Source organism: Larkinella fluvii (assembly GCF_051857545.1).
Taxonomy (GTDB): Bacteria; Bacteroidota; Bacteroidia; order Cytophagales; family Spirosomataceae; genus Larkinella.
The window spans coordinates 1-25,484 of the sequence record NZ_JBPZHB010000008.1 but is presented as its reverse complement, the minus strand read 5'-3'; the positions used below and the strand labels follow the sequence as shown (position 1 = coordinate 25,484).

18 protein-coding genes are annotated in these 25,484 nt (G+C 53.5%); 10 read left to right on the top strand and 8 right to left on the bottom strand.

Annotation, left to right across the window (positions count from 1 at the left end; all coding sequences use genetic code 11):
• Positions 1-21: 21 nt before the first annotated feature.
• The 5 genes from ACS5NO_RS21355 (at position 22) to ACS5NO_RS21335 (ending at position 9,756) form a co-directional block, all read left to right on the top strand.
• A complete protein-coding gene (locus ACS5NO_RS21355; protein WP_439417023.1) occupies positions 22-1,797 on the top strand; it encodes an ATP-binding protein in 1,776 nt (591 codons plus the stop codon).
• A 261-nt stretch (positions 1,798-2,058) separates the two neighbouring features.
• Positions 2,059-5,277 carry a SusC/RagA family TonB-linked outer membrane protein gene (locus ACS5NO_RS21350; RefSeq protein ID WP_439417022.1) on the top strand — a complete coding sequence of 1,073 codons (3,219 nt, stop codon included), beginning with the start codon at positions 2,059-2,061 and terminating at the stop codon, positions 5,275-5,277.
• Positions 5,278-5,381: 104 nt separating this feature from the next.
• Positions 5,382-6,950 (top strand): RagB/SusD family nutrient uptake outer membrane protein, encoded by a 1,569-nt coding sequence (locus ACS5NO_RS21345; RefSeq protein ID WP_439417021.1) that lies wholly within the window; start codon positions 5,382-5,384, stop codon positions 6,948-6,950.
• 95 nt (positions 6,951-7,045) lie between these two features.
• Positions 7,046-8,128 carry an IPT/TIG domain-containing protein gene (locus ACS5NO_RS21340; protein WP_439417020.1) on the top strand — a complete coding sequence of 361 codons (1,083 nt, stop codon included), beginning with the start codon at positions 7,046-7,048 and terminating at the stop codon, positions 8,126-8,128.
• Between the two features lie 206 nt (positions 8,129-8,334).
• A complete protein-coding gene (locus ACS5NO_RS21335; RefSeq protein WP_439417019.1) occupies positions 8,335-9,756 on the top strand; it encodes a glycosyl hydrolase in 1,422 nt (473 codons plus the stop codon).
• An 8-nt stretch (positions 9,757-9,764) separates the two neighbouring features.
• On the opposite strand, the gene ACS5NO_RS21330 is transcribed toward ACS5NO_RS21335, so the two are convergent.
• Positions 9,765-11,729 (bottom strand): sialate O-acetylesterase, encoded by a 1,965-nt coding sequence (locus tag ACS5NO_RS21330; RefSeq protein ID WP_439417018.1) that lies wholly within the window; start codon positions 11,727-11,729, stop codon positions 9,765-9,767.
• Positions 11,730-11,819: 90 nt separating this feature from the next.
• Here ACS5NO_RS21330 and ACS5NO_RS21325 point away from each other — a divergent pair, with 90 nt between their 5' ends.
• A complete protein-coding gene (locus ACS5NO_RS21325) occupies positions 11,820-12,074 on the top strand; it encodes a hypothetical protein (RefSeq protein WP_114410123.1) in 255 nt (84 codons plus the stop codon).
• A 101-nt stretch (positions 12,075-12,175) separates the two neighbouring features.
• Here the strand turns inward: ACS5NO_RS21325 and ACS5NO_RS21320 are convergent, their stop codons facing one another.
• Positions 12,176-12,760 carry a collagen-like triple helix repeat-containing protein gene (locus tag ACS5NO_RS21320; RefSeq protein WP_439417017.1) on the bottom strand — a complete coding sequence of 195 codons (585 nt, stop codon included), beginning with the start codon at positions 12,758-12,760 and terminating at the stop codon, positions 12,176-12,178.
• Between the two features lie 403 nt (positions 12,761-13,163).
• Between ACS5NO_RS21320 and ACS5NO_RS21315 the strand changes: the two genes are divergently transcribed.
• Together ACS5NO_RS21315 and ACS5NO_RS21310 are read left to right on the top strand one after the other, a co-directional pair.
• Entirely contained in the window at positions 13,164-16,352 is a 3,189-nt protein-coding gene (locus ACS5NO_RS21315) for a SusC/RagA family TonB-linked outer membrane protein (protein WP_439417016.1), read from the top strand.
• 22 nt (positions 16,353-16,374) lie between these two features.
• Positions 16,375-18,150, top strand: a complete 1,776-nt coding sequence (locus ACS5NO_RS21310) for a RagB/SusD family nutrient uptake outer membrane protein (protein ID WP_439417015.1) — start codon at positions 16,375-16,377, stop codon at positions 18,148-18,150.
• 186 nt (positions 18,151-18,336) lie between these two features.
• On the opposite strand, the gene ACS5NO_RS21305 is transcribed toward ACS5NO_RS21310, so the two are convergent.
• Entirely contained in the window at positions 18,337-19,437 is a 1,101-nt protein-coding gene (locus tag ACS5NO_RS21305) for a hypothetical protein (protein WP_439417014.1), read from the bottom strand.
• 170 nt (positions 19,438-19,607) lie between these two features.
• Between ACS5NO_RS21305 and ACS5NO_RS21300 the strand changes: the two genes are divergently transcribed.
• Positions 19,608-20,222 carry a Cj0371 family chemotaxis-regulating polar lipoprotein gene (locus ACS5NO_RS21300; protein ID WP_439417013.1) on the top strand — a complete coding sequence of 205 codons (615 nt, stop codon included), beginning with the start codon at positions 19,608-19,610 and terminating at the stop codon, positions 20,220-20,222.
• A gap of 134 nt (positions 20,223-20,356) precedes the next feature.
• Entirely contained in the window at positions 20,357-20,917 is a 561-nt protein-coding gene (locus ACS5NO_RS21295; RefSeq protein ID WP_439417012.1) for a hypothetical protein, read from the top strand.
• Here ACS5NO_RS21295 and meaB read toward each other — a convergent pair whose 3' ends face one another.
• The 5 genes from meaB to ACS5NO_RS21270 all read right to left on the bottom strand — a co-directional run bounded on the left by meaB (position 20,918) and on the right by ACS5NO_RS21270 (position 25,157).
• Positions 20,918-21,892, bottom strand: coding sequence for a methylmalonyl Co-A mutase-associated GTPase MeaB (gene meaB / locus ACS5NO_RS21290; protein WP_439417011.1), 975 nt, complete (start codon positions 21,890-21,892; stop codon positions 20,918-20,920).
• An 83-nt stretch (positions 21,893-21,975) separates the two neighbouring features.
• Complete coding sequence (locus tag ACS5NO_RS21285; RefSeq protein WP_439417010.1) at positions 21,976-22,656, bottom strand: 2-C-methyl-D-erythritol 4-phosphate cytidylyltransferase; 681 nt, start codon at positions 22,654-22,656, stop codon at positions 21,976-21,978.
• A gap of 79 nt (positions 22,657-22,735) precedes the next feature.
• Entirely contained in the window at positions 22,736-23,779 is a 1,044-nt protein-coding gene (gene queA / locus ACS5NO_RS21280) for a tRNA preQ1(34) S-adenosylmethionine ribosyltransferase-isomerase QueA (RefSeq protein ID WP_439417009.1), read from the bottom strand.
• A 187-nt stretch (positions 23,780-23,966) separates the two neighbouring features.
• A complete protein-coding gene (locus tag ACS5NO_RS21275) occupies positions 23,967-24,338 on the bottom strand; it encodes a hypothetical protein (RefSeq protein WP_150880637.1) in 372 nt (123 codons plus the stop codon).
• Between the two features lie 150 nt (positions 24,339-24,488).
• Positions 24,489-25,157: a 3-keto-disaccharide hydrolase gene (locus tag ACS5NO_RS21270; protein ID WP_439417008.1), complete on the bottom strand. Its 669-nt coding sequence runs from the start codon at positions 25,155-25,157 to the stop codon at positions 24,489-24,491.
• Between the last annotated feature and the right edge of the window lie 327 nt (positions 25,158-25,484).

Sequence of the window (25,484 nt, the reverse complement as noted above, 5' to 3'; positions counted from 1 at the left end):
TAGCATTTAACGACTCTGAAAATGGCAGAACTGGTACGTAAGCTAGTCCGACAAAGGTGCCTGGGTGCGGTGTTGCTCCTGGGGCTTCTGGGCCTGGGGCAGAACGTACTGGCGCAATCGGATTCTTCGGCCATTGTTAGCCTGAAAAGCCAGATCCGGCAGTGGGTGCAGGAGAAGCAGTATGGGAAAGCCGCCAAATCCTACGAAGAGTTGGGATGGCTTTATCACCAGCAATACGGTTACAACAAGTATACGCTCGATGCCAATTTCAACGGGATGAAATACTACCACCTGCAGGGGGATTCGCTGGGGTATTACAACGTCCACATTGCCATTGGCGATTACTATTCGCAGGATCTGTTTATGCAGCCCTACGCGGAGCAGTATCTGGGAAAAGCGCTGCAGTATTTCAAGCGGCAACAAAACCACCCGAAGATCATCGAATGCCGCCTGGCATTTGCGAATCTGGCGCAGAAAAACGAGTTGATTCCGAAGAAGTTGATCACCGAATTGCGGGAAACCGAGCGGATGAGTGCCCACTATAAGCAGGCGTACTCACAGGCTTTTGCTATGAATCTGCTGGCCAACAGTTATTTACGGAATAAACAACCGGATTCGGCGCAGTACTTTGCCATCCGCAGTCTGAATATGGCCCGGCAGTTGAAGACCAACTGGATGATTGCCCTGAACTACTTTTATCTGGGGCTGGTCGAGCAATTTAAAAACCGCCCGGAAGCCGCGATTGCCGCCTATCAGAAAAGTTACAAGCTGGCCGAATCGGAGAAAAACGTGTCTATGCTGCGGGAATTGTCCCGGCATTCGGCCGATAGTTATTCGTACCAGGGCGACTTCAAAAATGCCTATCGGTCGTCTTTGAAGACGCTGGATTTTACGAACCAGTTTTACTATTCTGAACAGACCAAAAGCATCCGGTTGCAGGAACTGGACAGTCAGGTGAAGACGCTGGCGGTTGAAAAACAATTGGTTGAGGAGCAAAGCCGACACCAGCACATCCTGAATTCCATGTTGGCTGGTGGATTGGTCATCAGTGTGTTGGGTGTTGGTGCGTTGGTGTTTCTGCGACGTCAGCAGAAACTGATTTCGCACCAGCAGACGGTTATTGCGCAGCAACAGATTCGGGATCTGGAACTGAAGTCGTTGCAGGCCATGATCGAGGGGCAGGAGGGGGAACGGAGCCGGATTGCCCGGGATTTGCACGACGGGCTGGGCATTCAACTCTCGCGAATCAAACTGTTTGTGGAAGCGCATCAGGAGCTTTTACCCTTGTCGGTGAAGGAACCGCTGAACCAGTTTTTGGACGAAGCCTGTACGGAAACCCGGCTGATTTCCAGCGATTTGCGGCCCTATGCGCTCTCGAATTTTGGACTGATTCCGGCCCTCGAAGATCTGGTGCAGAAGTTAAATCTGGTCAATGAAACCGCTCTGACGCTGGAACATTACGGCGAAGTACCCGATCTGGGCGACGAAGCTTCGGTGATGATTTACCGGGTCGTGCAGGAATTGCTGAACAATGCCTTGAAACACGCTGAAGCCGAGACGATTACCGTACAGATTATGACCAATGACGAAGCGGTGCTCATCAGTGTGGACGATGACGGACGGGGTGGCGATTTTGAAAACAATCCGTCGAAAGGCAATGGCATTGCAAATATCAAATCCCGGATTGCCTACCTCGGCGGTCAGGTGATGTGGCAGAGCGAACCCGGAAAAGGCACCTCGGTCATGATTTCGCTGCCGATGCAGAAACTGGTGAGGAACACACTGGCGGTTTTATAAGTCTGCCCCCAACCCCCTAAAGGGGGGCTTTGAAAACCCAGATTTTTAAGCCCCCTTCAGGGGGTGGGGGTAAGTCTGACAAATACACCTAAACCCATACTTTTTATTTTGTAGGCCATGCCGAACTAACTCCACTTGACTGACCGGGCACCTGATCTGCCAAGGGTCTGAATTTTCACCTTTATCCGATTGAATACTCACTACTCTCAAGCTCAGCTTTTTGGAGAGGTGCTGCTTTTTTGTCCCTTTATTTTACTTACTATGATAAAACATGTGCTTTCGGGGGTTTTGGTCTTGGGCTACTGGACATCAGTTCACGCGCAGGCCCGAACCAGTACCGTTGCCGAACCGGCGAAAAACCGGGTGGTGATGGCATCACTGAAGAATGCAACCGTCGGAAAATCCGATGTCAACGCCCTCATCAAAGGGGTGGTTTCCGACGACAAAGGCAACACGCTTCCTGGTGCAACTGTGTCTGTTAAAGGCACTACGCAGGGCACCACGACGGACGCCGAAGGGCGGTTTACGATCAACACCCCGGCGGGAGCCAACGTGCTCGTGATCTCGTTCATCGGGATGAAAACGCAGGAAGTCGCGATTGGCAACCGGACCAACCTGACCATTACGCTGCTCGCCAACGACCAGTCGCTGGATGAAGTGGTGGTGATCGGCTACGGAACGGCCAAACGCTCCGACGTTACCTCGTCCATTACGACCATCAAAGCCACCGAGCTGAAAGACATTCCGGCGGCCGGGATCGACCAGTTACTACAAGGCAAAGCAGCCGGGGTAACGGTAACCAGCAACGGCGGCCAACCGGGCGGTGGCGTTTCGGTGAAAGTGCGCGGGGTAACCTCCATCAACAGCAACGACCCCTTGTTCGTAATCGACGGTGTGCCGTTTGTTGGGGGCAACACGTCGAACAGTACGGGCTACGCCGGTTTGGGCGGGGGCGATGGGCAAACCGGAAACAGTGTCATGGCGATGCTGAATCCCAACGACATCGAGAGCATCGACGTCCTGAAAGATGCGTCGGCGCAGGCCATTTACGGTTCTCAGGCCGCCAATGGGGTGATTCTGGTGACCACCAAAAAAGGCAAGTCGGGCGAAGGAAAGATCAATTACGAGATGTATACCGGCGTTTCGGAAGTGGCCCGGCGACTGGATCTGATGGATTTGCGGGATTTTGCCCGCTACCAGAATGAAGTGCTGCCGATCATCGGAAACCCGGTTTCGGACGAGTTCAGAAACCCGGATTTGCTGGGGAGAGGCACTGACTGGCAGGACGCCATGTTTCAGCGCGGAACAATCAACAACCAGCAGTTGAGCTTTTCGGGTGGACGCGAGAAAACGACGTATTACCTGTCACTCAACTATTTCGACAACAAGGGGATTCTGCTGGGTTCGGATTTTAAACGGTATTCGAGCCGGTTTAGCCTCGACACGCAGTTGAAAAGCTGGGCCAAAGTTGGCCTGAGCGCCAACGTGTCCCGCAGCATTCAGAATGTATCACTGGCCGATGCGGCTGAAGGGACGATCTGGTGGGGAGCCGTTACCAGCCCGCTGGTTCCCGTAAAAAATCTGGACGGTTCGTGGGGCGGTGGTCAAACCGTCGGCGGGGTGCAGTACAGCAACTCCAATCTGGTCGGAAACAGCCAGTATCGGGGCAATACCAAGACCTCGAACAACGTGTTCGGGAGTCTGTATGCCGAACTGCAACTGATGAAAGACCTGACCTTGCGGAACGAACTTTCGTATTCACTGGGCCAGGACAACAACGTTGCTTTCCAGAAAGCCGGGAATGTGGGCGGCACGTCGTTTCGGAGCAAACTGATCGATTCGCGCTCGGACAGCTACTACTATTCGATCACCAACTACCTGAATTACAACAAGTACATCGGCAAACACGGCATTCAGGCTACGGTGGGACATCAGGCGCAATCGTCGTATTACCAGTCGATGTCGGGCACGAAAGTGGATTTGCAGGCCAATATTTTTGACCTCAACACCGGCAGTGCCGACCAGACGACCTGGGGCCTGAGCGGTGGGAAAGGCCACTGGGCGATGGAATCCTGGTTTGCGCGGGCCAACTATACCTACGACGACCGGTATTCGCTGTCGGCCAGTTTCCGCGCCGACGGTTCGTCCAACTTCGGCCCGAATAACCGCTGGGGGAATTTCCCGGGCGTGTCGGCTGGCTGGACGGTTTCGAACGAAAAATTTATGAAAGGCAGTGTGGCTAACGTGCTGAATTTCATGAAAGTGCGCGCTGGTTACGGAACCGTGGGGAACCAGAACTTTCCGGGTGGTGCGCCCAATCCGGCGTATGTGGGAGCGGTGCAGTTCTTCTCCGGTCCGGTGGGCTTCGGCTCCTCGAACATGATCAACGGGATTCCGAACCCGAACCTGAAATGGGAATCCGTCAAAACCACCAACGTGGGGGTTGACCTCGGTTTCCTGAACGGCCGGATCGACGCGACCATCGACGTCTACAAAAAAGTGACGTCCGACATGATCATCTTCCTGACCGGCCCCAACCTGATTGGCGTGGGCGACCAGTGGGACGACCTGAAAGCGCCCCTGGGCAATGCGGGACAGATGACCAACACCGGGATCGACATCGGAATTACGACCACGAACATCAAGAAAGGCGACTTTACCTGGAAAACCAACCTGGTGTTCACGCAATTCAATAATACCTACGACCGGGCTGCCAGTGCGGCTTCGGCGCTGGATGGGAAAGTGTACTACAACAACTACCTGATCACGCACACGACGCCCGGCAATCCGGTGGGTTCGTTCTGGGGGCTGGTGACGGACGGGTTGTTCCGCACGCAGGAAGATCTGGACAAGAGCTTGCCGCAGTTTGGCTACAAGGTGAACCAGAACGAAACCTGGCTGGGCGACATTCGCTACAAGGACATCAACGGCGATGGCAAAATCGACGCGCAGGATTACACCTTTATCGGCAGTCCGCTCCCGAAATTCACCTGGGGTTTGACCAATTCCCTCAACTACGGCGATTTCGACTTCTCGCTTTTCCTTCAGGGGAGCCAGGGCGCCAAAGCTTTCAACTTCCTCCGCTGGCAATTGGAAGGGCTGAACAATGCCTGGTCGAACCAGATGCGAACCGTAACGGACCGCTATACCGAAACCAACACGGATGGTGCACTGCCCCGGTTTACGGTCACCAACAAAAACAATACGGCCATGTCAGATCGCTACGTGGAGGATGCGTCGTACTGGCGGATTCAGAACATCACGCTCGGCTACCGGCTTCCGAGAACGCTGTTGAGCAAGGTGAAAATGACGAATCTGCGGATTTACGGGTCGATCCAGAACCTGAAAACGTTCACGAATTACTCCGGTTACGACCCCGAAATCGGCTCGTTCAACAACAGCATCAAGCTGATGAACGTAGACATGGGTCACTACCCGAATCCGCGGACGTTTACGATCGGTGCGAATGTACAATTTTAAGTAGCCGGTTTACGGTTTTCAGTTTACGGTTGATGACGCACGAATAGCTAGTTATAATCACCAACCGTATACCGAAAACCGAATACCGTAAACCAATAAGAAACATGAAACGAAAATCCATATACGCCCTGGCCATTTCGGCGATGCTGCTGGCTTCCTGCATGGAGGACTTTATCGAGCGGCCTTCGCTCTCGGGGACGACCACCGGAAATTATTACAATAACGCGGAAGAGGTTCGGGCTGCAACCAGCACGCTCTACAGCGGTTTGCCCTGGCGGAATTACGAAAGCCGGGCGCAGGATGCCATCGGCGATGTGATGTCCGGCAATATGTTTACCTACACCGACGTCGAGTACCTGAACTTTACGGTTTCCTCGGCCTCCGAGCGGATTGGTGCCGCCTGGGGTGCGTTTTACAAAATCATCGGGTATTCCAACGTGATGATCAAGACGTTCGAGGAGAAAAAAGCCGCCGGGGGTGGTGCTTCCTACCTCGATCCGGCGATTGCGGAATGCCATTTTATTCGTGGAACGCTGTATTTCTACATCGCCCGGACCTGGGGTGCCGCCCCGATCATTACCGATCCGGGTGCCACGGCTTTGTCGGGTAATTTCAACATTCCCCGGTATTTGCAAAAAGACGTGCTGCGGTTTGCGCTGGAAGAACTGCAACAGGCCGAAGCTGGTTTGCCCGAATCCGACGTGCCCGGTCGCCTGACGAAAAATGTCGCCAAAGGCATGATGGCCAAGTTGTATCTGTACAACAAAGACTACGCGAACGCCAAAGCGAAGGCCGAGGAAGTGATCAATTCCGGGAAATACAGTCTGGTGAGCGATTACACGGGCATGTTTACCAAAATGAGCATGAACAACAACCCGGAAGCGTTATTTTCGATTCAGCACCAACTGGCGCAGGACCCCTGGGGAACGGGAAACATCAAAAATCCGGATCGTGGCGCCAGCGCTCTGCGGACGGCCGAAGCCGATGCCTGGGAGATGTACATTCCGTCACTGGATTTGCTGAAAGAATATGAGTTTGGGGATCTGCGCCGGAAATGGTCGGTGATGGAACACGGCTGGACCAATCCGAACTGGAAACCGCAGCGCGTCAACGCCCCGAAATACAATGAGTTTATGGCCGGTGGGTTCAAATACGATACGATCCAGCCCACGGCAGACGGCGGGAGTCTGAGCCCGACCCGTTCCAATATCGTCAAATACTTTGCCGGTCCCGGCAAAAGTTTCGGTGGTGAGTCGGTTTTGGGTCAGAATTCGGGCAACAATGTGGTGTTGTTGCGCTACGCCGATATTCTGCTGATTTATGCCGAAGCGACCCTTGCCGGAGCCGCTTCCACCTCCGATGCCAAGGCGTTGCAGGCCGTGAATGCCGTTCGGACGCGGGCGGGTTTGTCGCCCCGGACGTCGCTAACGCTGGACCAGATCCTGCACGAACGCCGGGTTGAGTTTGCCTTCGAGGGCGACTACTGGTACGACATTCAGCGCCAGGGTTTTGCCAAAGCGAAAGCGATGATCGAAAAGCAGAACCGTGGAACGGTAACCGGTGCCAGTTACATCACCACCTTCACCGAAGACAAGATGTACCTGCCGATTCCGGCTGGTGAAATTGTTCAGGACCCCGAGTTGGGCAAAGATCCGGTACCCTATTATAACTAGACAAGAGAAGTGAGAAGTGAGACAAGAGAGGAAAGGGAAGTCAATAGTCTCTTGTCTCACTTCTATCATCTATCTTCTAAACGTAACCATTTCCAATGACATTCAATCGATTTAAACAACTGGCGGGCTTGTCGTTCGTGACCCTGTTGACGGGCCTCACGATGACTGCCTGCGAAGAAGATACCGACGGTCGGCCGCAGTATACGGCGGGAAATCCCGTTGCCACCAAACTGGCTCCCGACTCGGCGGCTGGCGGAACGGTCATTACGCTGACCGGCTCTGGCTTGGGCGATATGCGCAGCATTGTATTCGAAAAAGACAACGTTCCCGCCGGGTTTCAGCCGACTCTAAATACCGATCAGGCGCTTATTTTCCGGGTGCCTGACGAAGTGGTAGGGGGTGTGCAGAACGTCATTTTTACAAACAGCGAAGGCCGGACGGTTTCGGTGCCGTTCCGGGTGCTGGCCTATCCGACGGTTTCGGAGGTTTCCAATTATAACTTTACCAGGGACTCGGAAATTACGATTACGGGTAACAACCTGGATGATGTTACCTCAGTTAAATTGACCGGCACATCGGATGCCGCCACCATTGTTTCGAAGGAGAAGAAAAAGCTGGTTGTCAAAATGCCGGCAACGGCGGTGAACCGGGCCACCCTGGACATTACCAACAGCACGGGGCTGTTGCGAACGACCCAGGAGATGGTGAATAAAGATAAGGCATACATGATTTTTGGCGATACCTACGGGGCTGGTTTTCAGGACGGTTCCTGGGGTGATGCGGGAGCCGTTTCAACCACCGAATTTAAATCAGGAACGGCGTCGGTTGGCAAAAACTTCCAGAAAGGCAACTGGCACCTGATCGCGTTTGCCAACTGGTCGGCTTCGGCCATTTCGTATTCCGCCGATTATACCTACGTTTCGGGCTGGATCAAAGGCGCTTCCGCCGACTATTCGCTCTACCTGACCACCGACGCCAGCAAAGCCGGTTTTGGTGGTTTTGACGACAAAAACAAGATCGACGTGAAAGCCGGGGTCTGGACGTATTTCAAAATCAAACTCTCCGATCTGGATTTCTGGTCGGCGGGCAAGAAACTGACGCAGGTTGGTTTCCGGATTCAGGGGCCGGATGCGAAGGATGAAACCTTCTATTTCGATGACCTGATGTTGATTAAATAACGTATTTACTAATTTCTGGTTATTCTATCGGCCATCCCTACGGGATTTTAGAAACACCTCATTCATCTAGCCCCCGGTTTCAACCGGGGGCTACAATAGGGTTCATCCCTCCGGGATTTTTGGATTCAATAAATCCCGGAGGGATGAACCCTATTGTAACCCGCCGAACTCTACGTTATTGCCTCATGCTGAGTTTACACAAACGGATGCTATCACTTTTACTGATCGGCTTTTTAGGCTGTGCCCCGGCGTCTAAACCGGAACCTGTCCCTGTCCAAACAGCGCCAAAAATCATTCAGATCGAAGCAGAAACCGGCCAACTGTCCGGGGTGGAAATTGCCAAATCGCTACCCGGTTTTTCCGGAACCGGCTACGTAACGGGTTTTGATGCGGCAACCGATCAACTGACGCTAACCTTCGACGCCACGGCGGGCTTGTATGCATTATCCATCGGGTATTCAGCTCCTTCTGGTGATAAAGGGGTTGATTTTCAGGTGAATGGTGAAAAAGTCAGCAGTACGCTCACGCAGAATACCGGTTTTGGTCTGGCAAAAACCGGTAAATTCCAGGTGCGCGATGGCCGGAACACCGTGACCATTTTCCGGGGCTGGGGCTATTTTAGCATCGATTATCTGCAACTGACACCGACGACCGTCGGATTGCCAACAAAACCGTCCAAAACCCTTGTCAATCCGCAGGCGACAGCGTCGACCAAAGCGTTGTTTTCGTATCTGGTTGATCAATATGGCAGCAAGGTGATTTCGGGGCAGCAGGACGATGTCGAGTATATTCTGGAAAAAACCGGGAAGGAACCCGCCATCGGCTCGTTTGACCTGATGGACTATTCACCGAGCCGGGTTCAGAACGGAGCTACCCCCCAGCGCTCCAGCGAAGCGTGCATGGCCTGGGCGCGGAAAGGGGAGGGGCGCGGCATCATCAGCCTGCTCTGGCACTGGAATGCACCCACTGATTTGATCGATCAGGCTCCCGATAGGCTCTGGTGGAGCGGTTTTTACACCCGGGCCACGACCTTTGATCTGGCGGCCACCCTGGCCGATCCCAAGGGCGAACGGTATCACCTTTTGATCCGGGACATCGACACGATTGCCGGTGAACTCAAAAAGTTTCAGACCGCCGATATTCCCGTGTTGTGGCGACCGCTGCACGAAGCATCCGGCGGCTGGTTCTGGTGGGGAGCCAAAGGGGCCGGGCCGTTTAAGGAACTGTGGCGGTTGCTGTATGACCGGTTAACGAACCATCACCAGTTGCACAACCTGATTTGGGTCTATACCGCCACCGACTCGATCCACCCGGACTGGTATCCCGGCGATTCGTACGTCGATGTGGTCGGGCTCGATATTTACACCGATCCAACGTCGTCGCTGAGTGGCAACTGGACCAATGCGCAGGGGCCGTTTGCCGGCAAAAAACTGGTCGCCTTATCGGAAACCGGCAATCTGCCAAAACCGGATCAAATCCGGAATTTTGGCACCTGGTGGTCGTGGTTTTCCGTCTGGACCGGTGCCGATTTCATCAAAAAACAATCGGTGGAACAACTCAAGGCGGTGTATACCGACAAAGACGTCATCACCCGCGATGAGTTGCCCAACTGGCGACAGATTCCGTAAGCCAACCCTTATTTAAACCGCCCGGCTTCCGTTTTTCCCGGCCAGGTATCGGTTCGGAACGGCACCGCCGGAAGCCCCTCTTTGTTGTAGAGATTGACTTCGCCATTGTCGTCGGCCCAGCCGTAGTGTACCGAAACGGGCGTTGTTACTTCGCTGGAGGACACGATGACTTTATCGCCCTGAATTTCGGCTTTGGCCCAGTGAAATTTCTGGTCCGCTCCGGCCACTTCAAATCCTTTCAGATACCCGTATTTGTCGGACGATTGCAGCCCTCCGCCCACGTGGTCGAATGTCAGCACGGCTTTATTGCCGGTTACTTCCATTGCTTTGAAAACCGGTCCCGAATAGACCCGGTTTTGGCCGTAAACGGTTTTCAAGGCATTCAAAGCCAGTCGTTTGCCCACATCCTGTTTGTTTTTCGGGTGAATGTCTTTGCTCTCGCCAATGTCGGAGGTCACGGCCATGCCGGTATTGGGCAAAGCCAGCGTCATGGTCTGGGCTTCGCGGAGTTCGCCCCAGGTGCTGCCGGTGGCACTGGTCCCGTTGGCCGCGTTGAAGCTGGCGAGTTGCACGAACAGAAACGGGAAATCGCCCTGTCCCCAGCGGGTTCGCCAGTCGGTAATCATCAGCGGGAAGGTCTTGCGGTACTGGTAAGCCCGCCCGGCGTTCGACTCGCCCTGGTACCAGATCGCGCCCTGAATGGCGTAGGGAATCAGCGGGTGAATCATGGCGTTGTACAAAATCGTGCCGGTCATGTTCGGATTCACCAGGGCCGGATTCCGGTTGTAATCGGCAATGCGGTATTTCCAGTCGCCGACCAGTGAAATTTCCTGGCCAGCCCCCGACAGTTTAAACTGATCTTCTTTGGCCGTAAAACCGCCCGTTCCGTTCTGGTCGTCCACACGAACAACGATGACATTCCGACCCGGTTTCAACGTGCCGCCCGGAACCGTATACGTTCGGGCCTGACCAGTCTGCGTCGTATTGCCCACTTTAACACCGTTGAGGTAGGTTTCGTCGGCATCGAAAACCGGCCCCAGCGTCAGCGTCATTTCTTTGCCCGCCAACTCCGCAGGAACAGTAATTTCGCGCCGGAACCACACCACGCCGTCGAAACCGGGAATGGCTTTCCGGTCGAATAGGTCGGGCAACCGGAGTGTCTGCCAGTTGGCATCGTTGAAATCCGCTCCCGACCACTGCTGAACGTCGGCCGCGCCGGGCAATTCGCCCTGTACCGACTTGACCTGCGTCTGCAACTGCTCCAGCCGTTTGTTGGCAAACTCTTCGAGTGTCTTTGGTATGGTGGCCACAACAGGTTTGAACTCTTCGAAACTGTCCATCGCTTCCCGGCTTGTCCACGACTCGGACTGGGTGCCGCCCCAGGAGGTGTTGAGCAGACCGATGGGTACGTTGTTGAGTTCCTTCAGCAATTCGCGGGCGAAAAAGTAGCCGACCGCCGTAAAATTACCGACGGTTTTGGGCGTGGCAGCTTGCCATTCACCACCCAGCACATCGTCTTTCGGCGACAGGCTCAGGTCGTGCGGCACCTTGAAATGGCGGATGAGCGGATAGTTGGCTTCCTGAATTTCCTGAGCGGCATTGGTCGAGGATTTGACCACCCACTCCATGTTCGACTGCCCCGAGCAAACCCAGACCTCGCCCACCAGCACATCGTCGAAGGTCACCGTATTTTTTTTACCGGCCACCGCCAGAGCGAAAGGGCCACCGGCTTCGGTCGGATCCAACCGGACCATCCATTTTCCGGATTTGTCGGCCTTCGTGGTTTTGGTCTGATTATTGAACTGGACCGTTATTTTCTCGTTTGGGTCGGACCAGCCCCAAACCGGAACGGGTTTCCGGCGCTGCAACACCATATGGGAGCCGAAAATCTTGGGCAAACGGACATCGGCCCACGTTTGCAGTGCCATCAGCATAAATCCGATCGCGGCTGCGTAACGAAATTTGAATCGCATAAGAAGAGGTTTAGGAACGGTTTTTTTGACAAAAAGACTTGAATAGGCGGGAAAAATACTGATATTTAGCCCAACGTGCAATTGACCTTGATGAAGCTAGAAGATTTTCTGAGACTCCCCCACGGACACCAGCAGGAACAATTGTGGTTCCGGGGGTCGGTGCTGGCCAATCGGTACGAGGAAACGAATATCTACCTCCTCTACGCCCTGGATCTGTTTTACGTCGAGTTACAATATGATGCCGCAGGCAGCCGGCTGCTCCGGTTGTCGGCTTTCACCTCCACTGAACCCCTGACGCCATACCTGCCCCTGCTGCCGGATGATTTGCTGGCGGAGTTGGGGTAACTGTAGTTTTCGGTATTCGGTTTTCGGTGGCTGACGCATTCCATTCGTGCGTTAGCCAGCATGCGTCAGCCACCGAAAACCGAAAACGGTAAACCAGCCTTTCACTCCGGCAAATCGTACGCTTTCCGGACTTCTTCATAATTGGTGTAATCGATGGCGGCTTTCCGGCCGTTGCTCTGCTTGTCGGCCGTCACAATCACCACGCGAATGGCTTCAAAATGTTCGTTCCCAGCCTGGAAGTTGGAGGTTCGGCGCAGAAAAACCGCAGCCAGGGTCTGGCTATTCCCGGGAAAAACAAAATGCGTATAGGCATTGCCTTTGATGGTTTCGCCCGGAATGGAAAACCAGAAGGAATCCTCTTCGTTGTTGGCTTTCGGAACCGACTGTTTGACATAGACATAAAATACGCTCCGGTCGACAATGTCCCGGTTGATGGCCTGGGGCAACGGCAACAGCAAATCAGTCATTCCTTCGTGGTTGCGGGCGGTATAATTGATCTGTTGCACGTTCGAACTGCCGTCTGCTCCTTTCGCCCCCGTGTCACCCTTATCACCTTTCGGACCGGTTGCCCCGGCTACGCCTTGCGGTCCCTGCGGTCCTTCGGGCCCTTCAAGACCCTGGCAGGCACTAATCGCCACACACCCCATCATGAGGAACTTCGTCATCACGCGCAAAACTTTTTTCATACAAAATTCGGACTAGGTTGTAGAATGAATAAATGGAAAACCCGCAGGTCTTTGTCGGACGAAGCCAGCCGGGCCGGTGTTGGCATCCTGCTTCGGATTTAGCCAACACCTGGCAAATTATTCAAAAAATGTGGACGGGCAGCAGGAAGGGCGGCAATCTTTGCATCGACGGATTTAAATAGTTCCAATTCAGTAGGTTTAAATTGGGTTTGACTTTGATGCTATATGAAATAAATAAGTAGTGTATTGCGTAAGTTTTATTTTATTGCGTAAAAAATCCAGTTTTGGGTAGCGAGTTTCTTTAGCGGTTTATTTCGGTCGTATTACCATTCTTTTGGTTCATTTTAAGTCCCCTTAGCCTTTTTTATTTCGTTCACTTTACCATCTCTAATCTCCTTATTTTATGAACAAGCTTCTACATTTGAGTAGTCAGGCCAGGCGCGTGATACTGTTCATCGGTATTTTCGGACTGGCTTGTTTGGCAAACGAAGCCAGGAGTCAGACTATTTCGGGGCGCATCACGGCGACTGAAACCGGGGAAGCCCTGCCGGGTGTCAGTGTGGTGATCAAAGGCACCACGCAAGGCACCACAACGGACAATGCGGGGAAATACACCCTCAAACTGCCCGGTGCCAACGCAACGCTGGTGGTGAGTTTTATTGGATACCTCAAACAGGAAATCGCCGTAGGAGGGCGCTCGACCCTCGACATTGCCCTGGAAGTCGATACCAAAGCCCTGGAGGAAGTGGTCGTCGTGGGCTACGGTACGCAGGAAAAAGTGAACCTGACGGGAGCCGTGGGGATTGCCGACAGCAAACGGCTTCAAAACCGGCCGATTGCGTCGGTGGGTGAGGGGTTGCAGGGCGTGATTCCGAACCTGAACATCGGGGTTCGCAACGGCGACCCGGCCCAGCCCATCACCTTCAACATCCGAGGCTACGAGTCGATCAACGGCGGTTCTCCACTCATCCTGGTCGACAACGTTCCGATGGATCTGAACCGGGTCAACCCCAACGACATCGAAAGCATCAGCGTATTGAAAGATGCGTCTGCGGCTGCCGTTTACGGAGCACGGGCGGCCTTCGGGGTGGTGCTGGTGACGACCAAAAGCGGCAAAAGCGGCAAGATCAATGTGTCGCTAAACACGCAGTTTTCGTTGGCAAAACCCATTTTCAACATGGATGTCGTCACCGATCCCTACCAGTTTGTGCAGGCCCGGAACCAGGCCAACATTCGTTCGAGCGGGGTTCCCGCCTACGATGACGACATGGTGGCCGGAACGAAAGCCTTTTCGGAAAATCCGGCCACGGCACCCCAGTGGAAAGTGGTCAACGGCGTTCTCCGGTTTTATGGCTACAACGACTACCAGAACAGCATCATGACCGATTATGCGCCCACCAGCCAGCACGATCTGTCGGTTTCGGGCGGTACGGACAAGGCGCGGTACCTGGTGTCGCTCGGCTACTTTTCCAAAGACGGGTATCTGCGCTACAACAACGAGAAGTTCAAACGCTACAATATGCTGATGAAGGCGGATTTTGAAGTCAATGAGTGGCTGAAACTGGACAGCAAAGTGATCTTCAACTCGCAAAACAGCGACAAACCGCACTTCTACAATTGGGACGTCAACATCAACTCGCTGGCACGCGTCAACCCCATTGCGGCCATTCAATTCCCGGATCTGGAGTATTACATCACGCCGGGCGACCGTGAGAAATACGCACCCTACATCGGGAAGTATTTCGGCGGCACCAACTTCTTTCCGTATCTGCTTGACGGCGGACGGACGACCTTCACCAACAACGACCTCTGGCTGACCCAGGGCGTCACCCTGACGCCTTTGCGGGGCCTCAAAATCCGGTCCGATTTTTCCTACAACATTTTTAGCCGCAACTACCAGGACGTACAGAGCAAGGTCGACATTGTGGATGCCAACCTGCTGGCGGCTAACCTGCTTAGCAACGGTTTTAGCGGTGACGACTGGATTCGGAACGAGAATGAATACAACCAGTATTACGTTTTCAACGCGTATGCCGAATACAAAGTCCCGTTGCCGACCAATCACAACCTGACGACGATGGTCGGCTTTAACCAGGAACGGGGGATCAACCGCTACACCGGAGCGCAGGCCCGCGCCCTGATTACGCCCCAGGTCATTGATCTGAATGCGACGACGGGAACCCAGCAGACCTTCGGCAGCAAGTCGCACGTGGCTTTGCGGGGTGCATTTTACCGGCTGAATTACAATTACAAAGAGAAATACCTGATCGAATTCAACGGGCGCTACGACGGCACCTCCCGGTTTCCGAAAGACAGCCGGTTTGGCTTTTTTCCCTCCGTGTCGGCGGGCTGGCGGATCAGCAACGAAAAATTCATGGCCGGAACCGGAAGCTGGCTCGACAACCTGAAACTGCGCGCTTCATACGGAACGCTGGGCAATCAGTTGCTGGGCACCAACTACTATCCGTATGTGGCCACGATGGGGACCGGACAGTCGCCGTACATGTTCACCAATGCCCTGATTCCGTTTGTATCGGCGGCCGGGCTGGTGAGTCCGTCGCTGACGTGGGAAACCGTTATTTCCAAGAACATCGGTCTGGATGTGACGATGCTGCGCGGACGGCTGGATGCGTCCCTGGATGTGTATACGCGCGACACGAAAGACATGCTGATGGACGTGTCGTACCCGGCGATTCTGGGAACCGCGGCCCCGAAAGAAAATGCAGCCGATCTGCGGACCAACGGCTGGGAGTTGTCGCTGACCTGGCGGGATAAGTTCAAAAGCGACTGGAGCTACGATGTTACGCTGGCATTGTCGGACTGGACGGCGGAGATTACCCGGTTCAATAACCCCACCGGTGCCTTGCCCAACAACAGCAACATTTACTACGTCGGTCAGAAGCTGGGCGAAATCTGGGGATTTGAAACTGCCGGTATTTTCCAGACAACGGACGAGGTGGCACAGGCTCCCAAACAGACCAACATCGGGGCCAACTGGCGTCCCGGCGACATCCGGTATAAGGATCTGAACGGCGACGGCAACATCACGTTCGGAAAGAACACGCTCGGTGATCCCGGCGACCGGAAAGTGATCGGGAACACCACGCCCCGGTATTCTTTCGGGCTCAACGGCGGGATTGGCTACAAGGGTGTTCGGCTGACGCTGTTCTTCCAGGGCATTGGCAAAAAAGACCACTGGCCGACGTCTGACAACTGGACCTGGTTTTTTCCCTACAACGCCGGACACGTCGAGAAATACTACATCACCGACACCTGGACGGAAGACAACCGGGATGCCTATTTTCCGGCGGCACACATTTCAACCAACGACAAAAAGAATGTGCAGGTGCAGTCACGGTATTTGCAAAGTGCAGCCTACATCCGTCTGAAAAACATCACGTTGAGCTACGAATTGCCCCAGGGCCTGATGAAGAAAATCGGGATTGGCAGGGCCCAGATTTTTGCAACGGGCATGAACTTGTGGGAATATACCAAAATGCGGAAACCGCTCGATCCCGAGACGATTCAGTCGGCTGCTATCGAATATCCGATGCAGCGCATTTCTACGCTGGGGCTCAATGTTTCCTTTTAATGACCGATAAACGACGATCAACATGAAAAAATATAGCATTTTATCCGGCTTTTTCGTGGTTGCCGCCTTTCTATTCAGCGGTTGCAATGACGAGTTTCTTGAACGGTATCCACTGGATCGCATCACGAACCAGACGTTCTGGAACACCGAAAATGACCTGCGGGTCTACAACAACAGCCTGTATGACCTGGCGCGGAACGACGACAACGTCCCGATTTTACACGGGCATTACAACGGTTTCGACAGCCACTGGGCGAGCATCTGGTTCCAGGATGAATTTGCCGACAACATGGCGCCCCGACATGCCCGGCACAATCTTTTCCAGCAGGTGCGCTCCGGGAAACATACCATTCCGACCGACCCCCAGCAGTTTGGCTATAAAGGCTGGAATTTCGTGCGGGCCATCAACGTCGGTCTGGCCAACTATGACAAAGCTGCGGTTGCTCAGGCGATTAAAGACCGCTACATTGCCGAAGCCCGGCTTTTCAGAGGGTGGTTTTACGCCGAGAAAGTGTCGAAATTTGGGGATGCGCCGTTTGTGGACAAAGAACTCAACGTGGACTCCCCCGAACTGAATGCCGCCCGAACGCCCCGCGAAGAGGTGATGAACAAAGTACTGGAAGACCTCAATTTTGCTTCTACTAAACTGCCCGATAGCTGGGGCGACGGCAACGCGCCGGGTCGGCTGAACCGCTGGTGTGCGTTGCTGGTGAAGTCGCGGGTTTGTCTGTTCGAAGGCACCTGGCGCAAATACCACGGCGGCACCGACCCCGCCAAATGGCTCCAGGAAGCGGCCAATGCGTCGAAAGAATTGATGGACAAGGGACCCTACCGGTTGTATAGCACCGGCAATCCGCAAACTGACTACAACGCTTACCACCGCGTGCTGAATCTGGCGGGCAATCCGGAAGTGATGTACTGGCGGAAATACCAGTTGGGCGTATTTACCAACCACGTGCAGTCGTATTTTGAATACGCCGGGGGAGCCACCAAAAGCTTGGTGGAAGATTACCTCTGTACGGATGGGCTGCCCATTACGCTCTCTCCGCTTTATAAAGGCGACGATAAAATTGAAGATGTTTTCGAGAATCGGGACCCGCGCCTGCGCCAGACCGTCCTGCACCCCGAAGATGCGGTCAAGTACAAATACCATTTGGCCGACGGGCGTCCGTATCCCCGGATTCAGGGTATGGAAGGCGGGTATGTGTCGACGACGGGCTACCACATCATCAAGCATTACAACGCGGATGACATGATCGGAAAAGCGTTCGATACCGCCGAATCGCCTGCCATCATTCTGCGTTTTGCCGAAGCGTTGCTGAACTACGCCGAGGCCCAGGCCGAACTGGGGAAAATCACCCAGGCCGACCTCGACCTCAGCATCAACAAACTGCGTGACCGCGTCGGCATGGCGCGGCTGGACATGGGCAAGGTGCCGGTCGACCCACGTTACACGGCGGACGGAATCTCTCCGCTGATTGCCGAAATCCGACGGGAACGGCGCATCGAACTGTTCATGGAAGGCTTCCGCTACAATGACCTCAAACGCTGGAAACAGGGCAAGAAACTGCTCATTCCAACCATGGGAATCCGCTGGGATGCTGCCGCGATTGCCCGCTATCCGAAGGCCAACATCAAAACCGCCGTTGATCCGGTCTCCAAAAAAACCTACATCGATGTGTATCAGGGAACGGATTGGGCCAACCCGGTTTTCGACGAAACCAAGCACTATTTGTGGCCCATACCGCTGAACACCCTGGCCCAGAACCCGGCCATCAAGCAAAATCCGGGCTGGTAATCGGGGATCTTTGATCGTAGTACGTAGTACAAACCTGCCGGGCCTCTGATCAGAGGCCCGGCAGGTTACGTTCTGCCCCGCGTTTGCCCCCCAGCCCCCTAAAGGGGGAGCCTGGAGCACAAGAAAACACATCCTTTAGGGGCTGGGGGGCAAAATGTCGGCTTGAGTCGATTCTAATTCAAGAACCTAACAGCCCTGCGAATACACCAGATACTCGACGAGCAACGCCAGCGAATGCGCTTCACAGGTCCAGTCCATCCGAACCAGCCGGGATTGCGCCATGCGGTTGAGGAGCGGATTTTGGGAAGCCGTCAGCATCCCGGCAATGAAAAAGGAATAATCCCGGATGTCGGTTTCGGGAATGGCCCGAACGTCGATCCGGGGCGGTTTTTCGCCCAGTTGCAGTAGGGAAGTCGAGACAATGACCTGATCCATCACCGGCAAACCGTCTTCGAGCATCTGGTAGGCATCCCGAATGAGCGGTTCTCGAATCGACTCCAGCGGTTCCGGTCGAAAAGCTGCCAGCAAACCGGCTACATGGTAGAGAATGAGCGTGGCGCGCGGATACGAATGCGAACACCGGAACGGCTCCTGCCGATACCGCCCCGTTTGGATGACCGACCGGATGAATGCCAGGCTGTCGTCATCGTGCTGGTTGAGCGGCAACTGGTACTGGAAAATGCAGAAAAGCAGGTTGCACAACACGCTGGCGTCGAACTCGACGGGCATATTTTTACCAAACCAGGTCGAATAGGCCCGGAGGTTGACGTAATCGGCGTAGGTGTCTTCCACCTGCCGGGTGGCCAGGTTGGCGTGTTCCGTCAGTTTGTGTTTCAGCCAAATCAAATCCTCGCGCGATGGCTTGCTGGTGAGGTAGACCATCGCCGTATCGTCGGCATCGTCGGGTAACCGGAAGTGGTCGATGCGGTGGAGCAGATGGCCGTTGGGAAAGTGACCTGAAGGTTGTCCCCGTTTCGGTGTTTTGTAAAAATTATAAGTTTTTAAACCGTCTTTGTTCTGAAAATCAGGATAGTGCTGAATGGCTTTTTGAACCATACCGTCCACCTTTTCCTGTAAAACCGGTGCCAGCTTCGGCCGAATCTGTTGCAGGGTAAACACCGTAATGGCTGTAAAAAAGACGTTGGTATCCGGGCGGCTGTAGCCCATCAGCAGCGGATTTCGCCGGAAGGAAGGCAAAAGGCCCGGTGGAAAAAATGGACTATTTTCCGACTGAAGGGCCGAAATCCGGTGGAGTAGGTGTTCGATCAGGGCGTCGCGGTCAGGCATGATTCACAAAAATACGGCAACTCCCATCAAATTTACGCGCCGATGGTTCGGGTTCTGTTCATAATTCAGAAAAGGAGCCTCTTCCATTCTTTTTTCCTTTCATCCGGTAACTTCTTGCAACCACCCGGCCTTCTCCGTAGTTTCGTCTATACGATAGCGCTTTCCAGCTCATGACACCATTTCGAAAACACAGCATTTTACGCCGGGTGAAAGACATCACCCTCAGCACCACACTGAGCATTGCATTGCTGAACGGCACGGTGCTTCTGCAAAGTTGTGGTGGTTCCAATGACTCGGAAACGGAACAATCCGACCGGGCGGAGTCTTCGGACCAGTTCGGAAAAGGCGTTCGGACGTATATCACCGAAACCAGTCCGGGCAATTTCAAAATTACGGATGAGGTTCAGGTCGATCCGAAACAGGCCGGTGCCATTGTCAACTACGCCGATGGCCACCGCGACACCCTGAGCGTTCAGGCGGCCAAGCGGCTGGTGCAGTCCGATTCGTCGACAAGCCGGTATTTTAACAACCCATCGAGCTATCACCACGGTAGCGGTTTGTCCAGCGTCTTGCTCTGGGGCAGTCTGGGCTACATGCTTGGACGGTCGACGACGCCCCGGTTTTCCAACGAACAACAATACCGCTCCGGCGTCTACAACAGTCCGCAGACCTACGAACGCGCCAACCGGGTCGGCAGCACCGTAACCAGTTCGCGAATCAGCCGCCCATCCGGTGGCCGCAGCGGCTTTTTTGGTGGCGGTCGTTCACGCGGAGCGTCATCGTAACGAATGGATTCGGTTTACGGTTTTCCGTTTACGGTATTCGGTAGCTGACGCGTGCTGATCCGAACAAGGTAGCTCCGATACCACACTGTATACCGTAAACGGAAAACCGCAAACCGTATCACAACCTGAATTCTATGAAAAAAACGTTTATCTACAGTGCGCTGTTGGCGACAGTGCTTTCTTTAAACGCCTGTCAGAGTAAACAACAAACGTCGGAGGCAACCACCCCGGCCGATACCTCCGAAATTCTCCCGAACCGGGCCGATTCGCAACTGGAAGTGCCGGTGAGCGACTGGCTGGAAAAGCTGGTGGGGCCGGAAGACGGGCTGTTCCGGGGCGTCAACCTGGGCGATGCCGTAGCCGTGGTGAAGGAGAAAGAGACGCTGGAACCTTTTGAGGAAGATGCCTCCCACATTGGCTACACCCTCGACTACCCGAATCTGGAATCCACGGATATTCAGTATTTTCTGGATAAAGATAAAAAAGTCATCCGCATCGATGTCGATATTTATCTCAATAACCGGGCGTCGGTCGATACGCATCTGAAGGAGTTGACGGCCTACTTCACCCAAAAATACGGCAGTTCGGTTCAGCAAACCTGGAATGCCGCCGGAAACCGGATCACGCTGACGGATGTCTCCAAAGGCAAAGACTTTGGCTTGAAGCTGACGTTTGGGGGAAAATCGAATGCGTAGTCAAGGTTGATCCAACAGCAGCCGGGCGCCTTGTAGTGGCAAAACCGCCCCTTTCCGAACAGCTTCTTCCACGTCGGCCAGTCGTTCACGCAGCCCCGGCTGGTTGTAAAACCGGGTTTCCAATTGCTGGCGAATGGTGTTGTGCAGCCAGTCGAGGTTCTGCTGCTGCCGGTTTCGGTCGCGGTGGCCGTTTTGGGTGAGCTGCGTCTGATGATTGTTAATGATGTGCCAGAGGTCAGCAATGCCCTGATTCTGGAGGGCCGAGCAGGTCAAAACCGGTGGCGTCCAACTGGTGGAAGCGGGCGGGAAGAGGTGAAGGGCGTTCTGGTAGTCGAGCCGGGCGCGTTCGGCCGCAGCCGCATTGTTACCATCGGCTTTGGTGATGGCAATGGCGTCGGCGAGTTCCATGATGCCGCGTTTCATGCCCTGCAGTTCGTCGCCCGCACCGGCCAGCATCAGCAGCAGAAAGAAATCGACCATGCCGTGTACCAGCGTCTCGGATTGACCCACACCCACGGTTTCGATCAGGATCACCTCAAAACCGGCCGCTTCGCAGAGCAGCATCGTCTCCCGGGTTTTATTGGCCACCCCGCCCAGCGAACCGCCCGAAGGCGTCGGACGAATGTAGGCCCGTGGGTCCATCGACAACGTTTCCATGCGGGTTTTGTCGCCCAGAATGCTGCCGTGCGACCGTTGGCTGGTTGGGTCGATGGCCAAAACCGCCACTTTTTTACCGGAATCCGTGAGGTGCTTGCCAAAGGCTTCGATGAAGGTACTTTTGCCGACGCCCGGAACCCCCGTAATCCCGATCCGAACCGACTGCCCCGTTTGCGGCAATACCTGCTCCAAAACCGCCAATGCCAGGGCCTGATCGCTTTCCAACTGACTCTCCACCAGCGTAATGGCGCGGCTGAGAACCAGCCGGTCGCCAGCGCGGATGCCGGCAATGTAGTGATCGGGCGGGAGTCGGCGCATGGTTGTAAGAATAAAGAGAAGAGACGTGAGAACAAAGAGAAACCGGAAAAGAAGTCTTTACGCTCTTGTCTTTACTCTCTTGTCTACTCAATTAAGCGTATTTTCAGTTCTGAAATATCCAAATCTTCGGGCGTTGTGATCTTGATGTTGTCGTAGGAACCGTCGATGAGCGTAATCGGATACCCGGCATATTCCACCACACTGGCGCAATCGGTAAAAAAAGGCTGTTCCGGCGTTCGGAAAGCAGCTCTGAAAAGGGCCAGTTGAAATGTTTGGGGCGTCTGAATCAACCGGTAATTCGTCCGGTCGACGGCCTGACTGCTACCATCGGGCTGAACCAGCCGGACCGAATCTTTCATCGGAACGCAGGCAACGGCACTGCCCGTTCGGTCGGCGGTTTCGAAACCGGAACGGATCAGTTCCGTTGTTACAAAAGGACGAACACCGTCGTGAACCGCCACCAGACCGTCGGTTGCCCGAATTTGTTCCAGCCCGTTCCGAACCGACTGAAACCGCGTCTTGCCGCCCGGAATGACCAAAACCGGTTCGTCAAATTGATACTGTCGGCAGAGGGCCTCCCAAACCGGGATCTGTTCAGACGGCAAAACCACCAGAATTTGTAAATCTGAAGAATAGGAACGAAACCGCCGGATGGTATGCATCAGAATGGGCAAACCGCCGATCGGCAGAAACTGCTTCGGCGTATTCACGCCCATCCGGCTGCCACTCCCTCCGGCGACAATGATGACGTAATGGTTAATCATGGAAGAGAGTAAAGAGAAAAGACAAGAGACAAAAGACCGTAAAAGTCTCTTCTCTCTTGTCTTTCCTCTCTTGTCTAATTTAAAGAATCAACATCGCGTCGCCGTAGCTGAAGAATTTGTATTTCTCCTGAATGGCTACATCGTAAGCTTGTTTAATCAGATCATACCCGCCAAAAGCACTGGTCATCATGATCAGAATGGATTCCGGCAGATGAAAATTGGTCAGCAGGGAATTGGCAATTTTAAAATCGTAGGGCGGAAAAATGAACCGATCCGTCCAGCCTTCGACCGATTTCAGCCGACCGTTGGCCGACACTGACGACTCGATGGCTTTCAGCGAGGTGGTTCCGACGGCGCAAACGCGCCGGTTGTTGTCCAGTGCTGTGTTGACGATGCTTGCGGCCGAATCCGTAATCGCGTAGTTCTCGGAGTCGGTTTTGTGTTTCGTCAGATCTTCCACATCGACCGTCCGGAAGGTTCCCAGGCCCACGTGCAGCGTAATCGGTGCAAAGTGAATGCCTTTGATTTCCATCCGTTTCATGATGGTTTTTGTAAAGTGCAAACCGGCCGTTGGAGCGGCCACGGCGCCCACGTGCTGGGCGAAAATGGTCTGGTACCGGTCGCGGTCGGAGTCTTCGGTTTTGCGTTTGATTTCGCGGGGCAAAGGCGTTTCGCCCAGTTCATCAATGGCTTTCATGAACTCTTCGTGTGAGCCTTCAAACAGAAACCGGATGGTTCGGCCGCGGGAGGTTGTGTTATCGATTACTTCCGCAACCAGGTCACTGTCACCGAAATATAATTTATTCCCTACCCGGATTTTCCGGGCCGGATCCACCAGAACGTCCCACAACCGCATTTCACGGTTCAGTTCGCGCAGCAGAAAAACTTCAATTTTAGCACCGGTTTTTTCTTTATTACCGTAAAGCCGTGCGGGGAACACCTTGGTGTTGTTGATGACCATCACGTCTCCGTCACCAAAATACGACAGAATGTCGGAGAACTGTTTGTGTTCGATGGTTTTCGTTTTACGATCAACAACCATCAGCCGCGCTTCCCCACGTTCGGGCGGATACAAGGCAACAAGACTTTGGGGTAAGTCAAACCTAAATTCGGACAGCTTCATACGGTCAAGAAAAGAGCATCTCTCTCAAAAGAGCGCAAAATTAGCAAAAAACAGTTAGCAGTTGACGATGAGCCGGTTGCGATTGGTCTCTATTTTTAAAAAAATAAGATAAATGCCACCGGGTCGTCAGCAAATATACGTTGCGCGGGGGGGCGATTGCAAGTATATCGTGGAAAGGGCTTCCTGTCTACTGCCCGTTTGACCCCAGTCCGACCCCGTGAATGGGCTTTACGGAGCCTTCCAGATTGGTTTCCGGCCGCTCGGCGAGCGAAAATTTTTGCATCAGCTCGGGCGTTACCTCGTTGGAATAAGTGCCTTGGGGTGACACAAAAACGCCTTTCATGCCGTTGGCCGTCGAAATGGCGTACAGGGTCATTTCATCGCCGGGATCGGAGGTGCCTTCAAAACGGTGAAATTCATCGACGGTAATTTCGTCGCTTTTTATTTTTAAGCCAGAACCACTTTCTTCCAGATAATCGCGTTTTGGCTCAAAATCGTGCGTGTAGCCGCGCTCGCGCAGACTTTCCATCGCTTCCGTCAGGGTTTCAAAATGATGCATGGGGTTTCTCGTTATTTGATACCTAAGAAACCCGGAAGCGCGGAAGATGTTTTGAAAAAGACAAGAGAGTAGAGACAAGAGAAGAAAGACAAAAAACAGGAATCTACACTTCCTATCTCTACTCTCTACTCTCTACTCTCTTGTCTCTACTTAATCCGGCAACACTTTCACCATAATATCCTTGTAATAGACTTTGCTCTTGGGGTCGTGGGCCTGCAGGGCGAAGGTGCCGCTGCCGATTTTGCGGTCGGCCATGTCTTTGGGCCGGTCAACGCCTTCCGGTTCGGTGTATTCGTTGACCACCTTGTCGTTGATTTTGATGGTCACCTTTTTGCCCTGAACCATAATTTCTTCGGTATACCACTCATTGTCTTTTACATACGTCTCTTTCACATCTTGAATGGCATACAGGCTGGCAGTCCGGCGCCAGTCGGTGTGTGAATTGTTTACCTGCACCTCGAAGCCTTTTTTGGGCCAGCTTGCTTCCTGATACTGGGTATGGAAATACATCCCCGAATTGGAACCGGGCAGGGTCATCACCTTGGCTTTGAACTGGAAATTTTTGAAGTTGTGGTCGTTCACCGGTCCCATATAGAAAAGGTGTCCAACGGGCCCATTCACCGCAATGGCTCCATCCTCGATTTTGAAGGAGTCGGCATTTTTGCCCACTTTCCAGCCGTCGAACGTTTTTCCATCGAAAAGGCTGATCCATCCTTTCTCGGCTTTTGGCGATGAGGCCGATTTGGATGCCGTCATGGATGATTTTGAACAGGCTCCCAACAGGAGCACCGCACTGCAAAATACCAAAAGGTTTTTCATAAGGTTTATTGGAAAAGGAATTAGTTTTCTGCGCTAAGTTACACAACCGTTGTAATTACTTCATTTCCTGTTCGGCGATTGTTCGGATTTTTTAGAAACAAAAGAGGAAATGAAAAGAATTTTAAATGTAAAATGATGAATGTTAAATGTAAAAGTATTTCGAGAGCGCTTAGCTATTTTTACATTTAATATTCATCATTTTACATCAGTACTGTACGAAGGATTTGATCTTCCGGGATAAATAGCTAAGTATTTGTTGTTCTTTGATCTACTGGATTTTCGAAAGCGATGGATAAACCAATTATTCAGAGTCAATCGGTTTTGGCT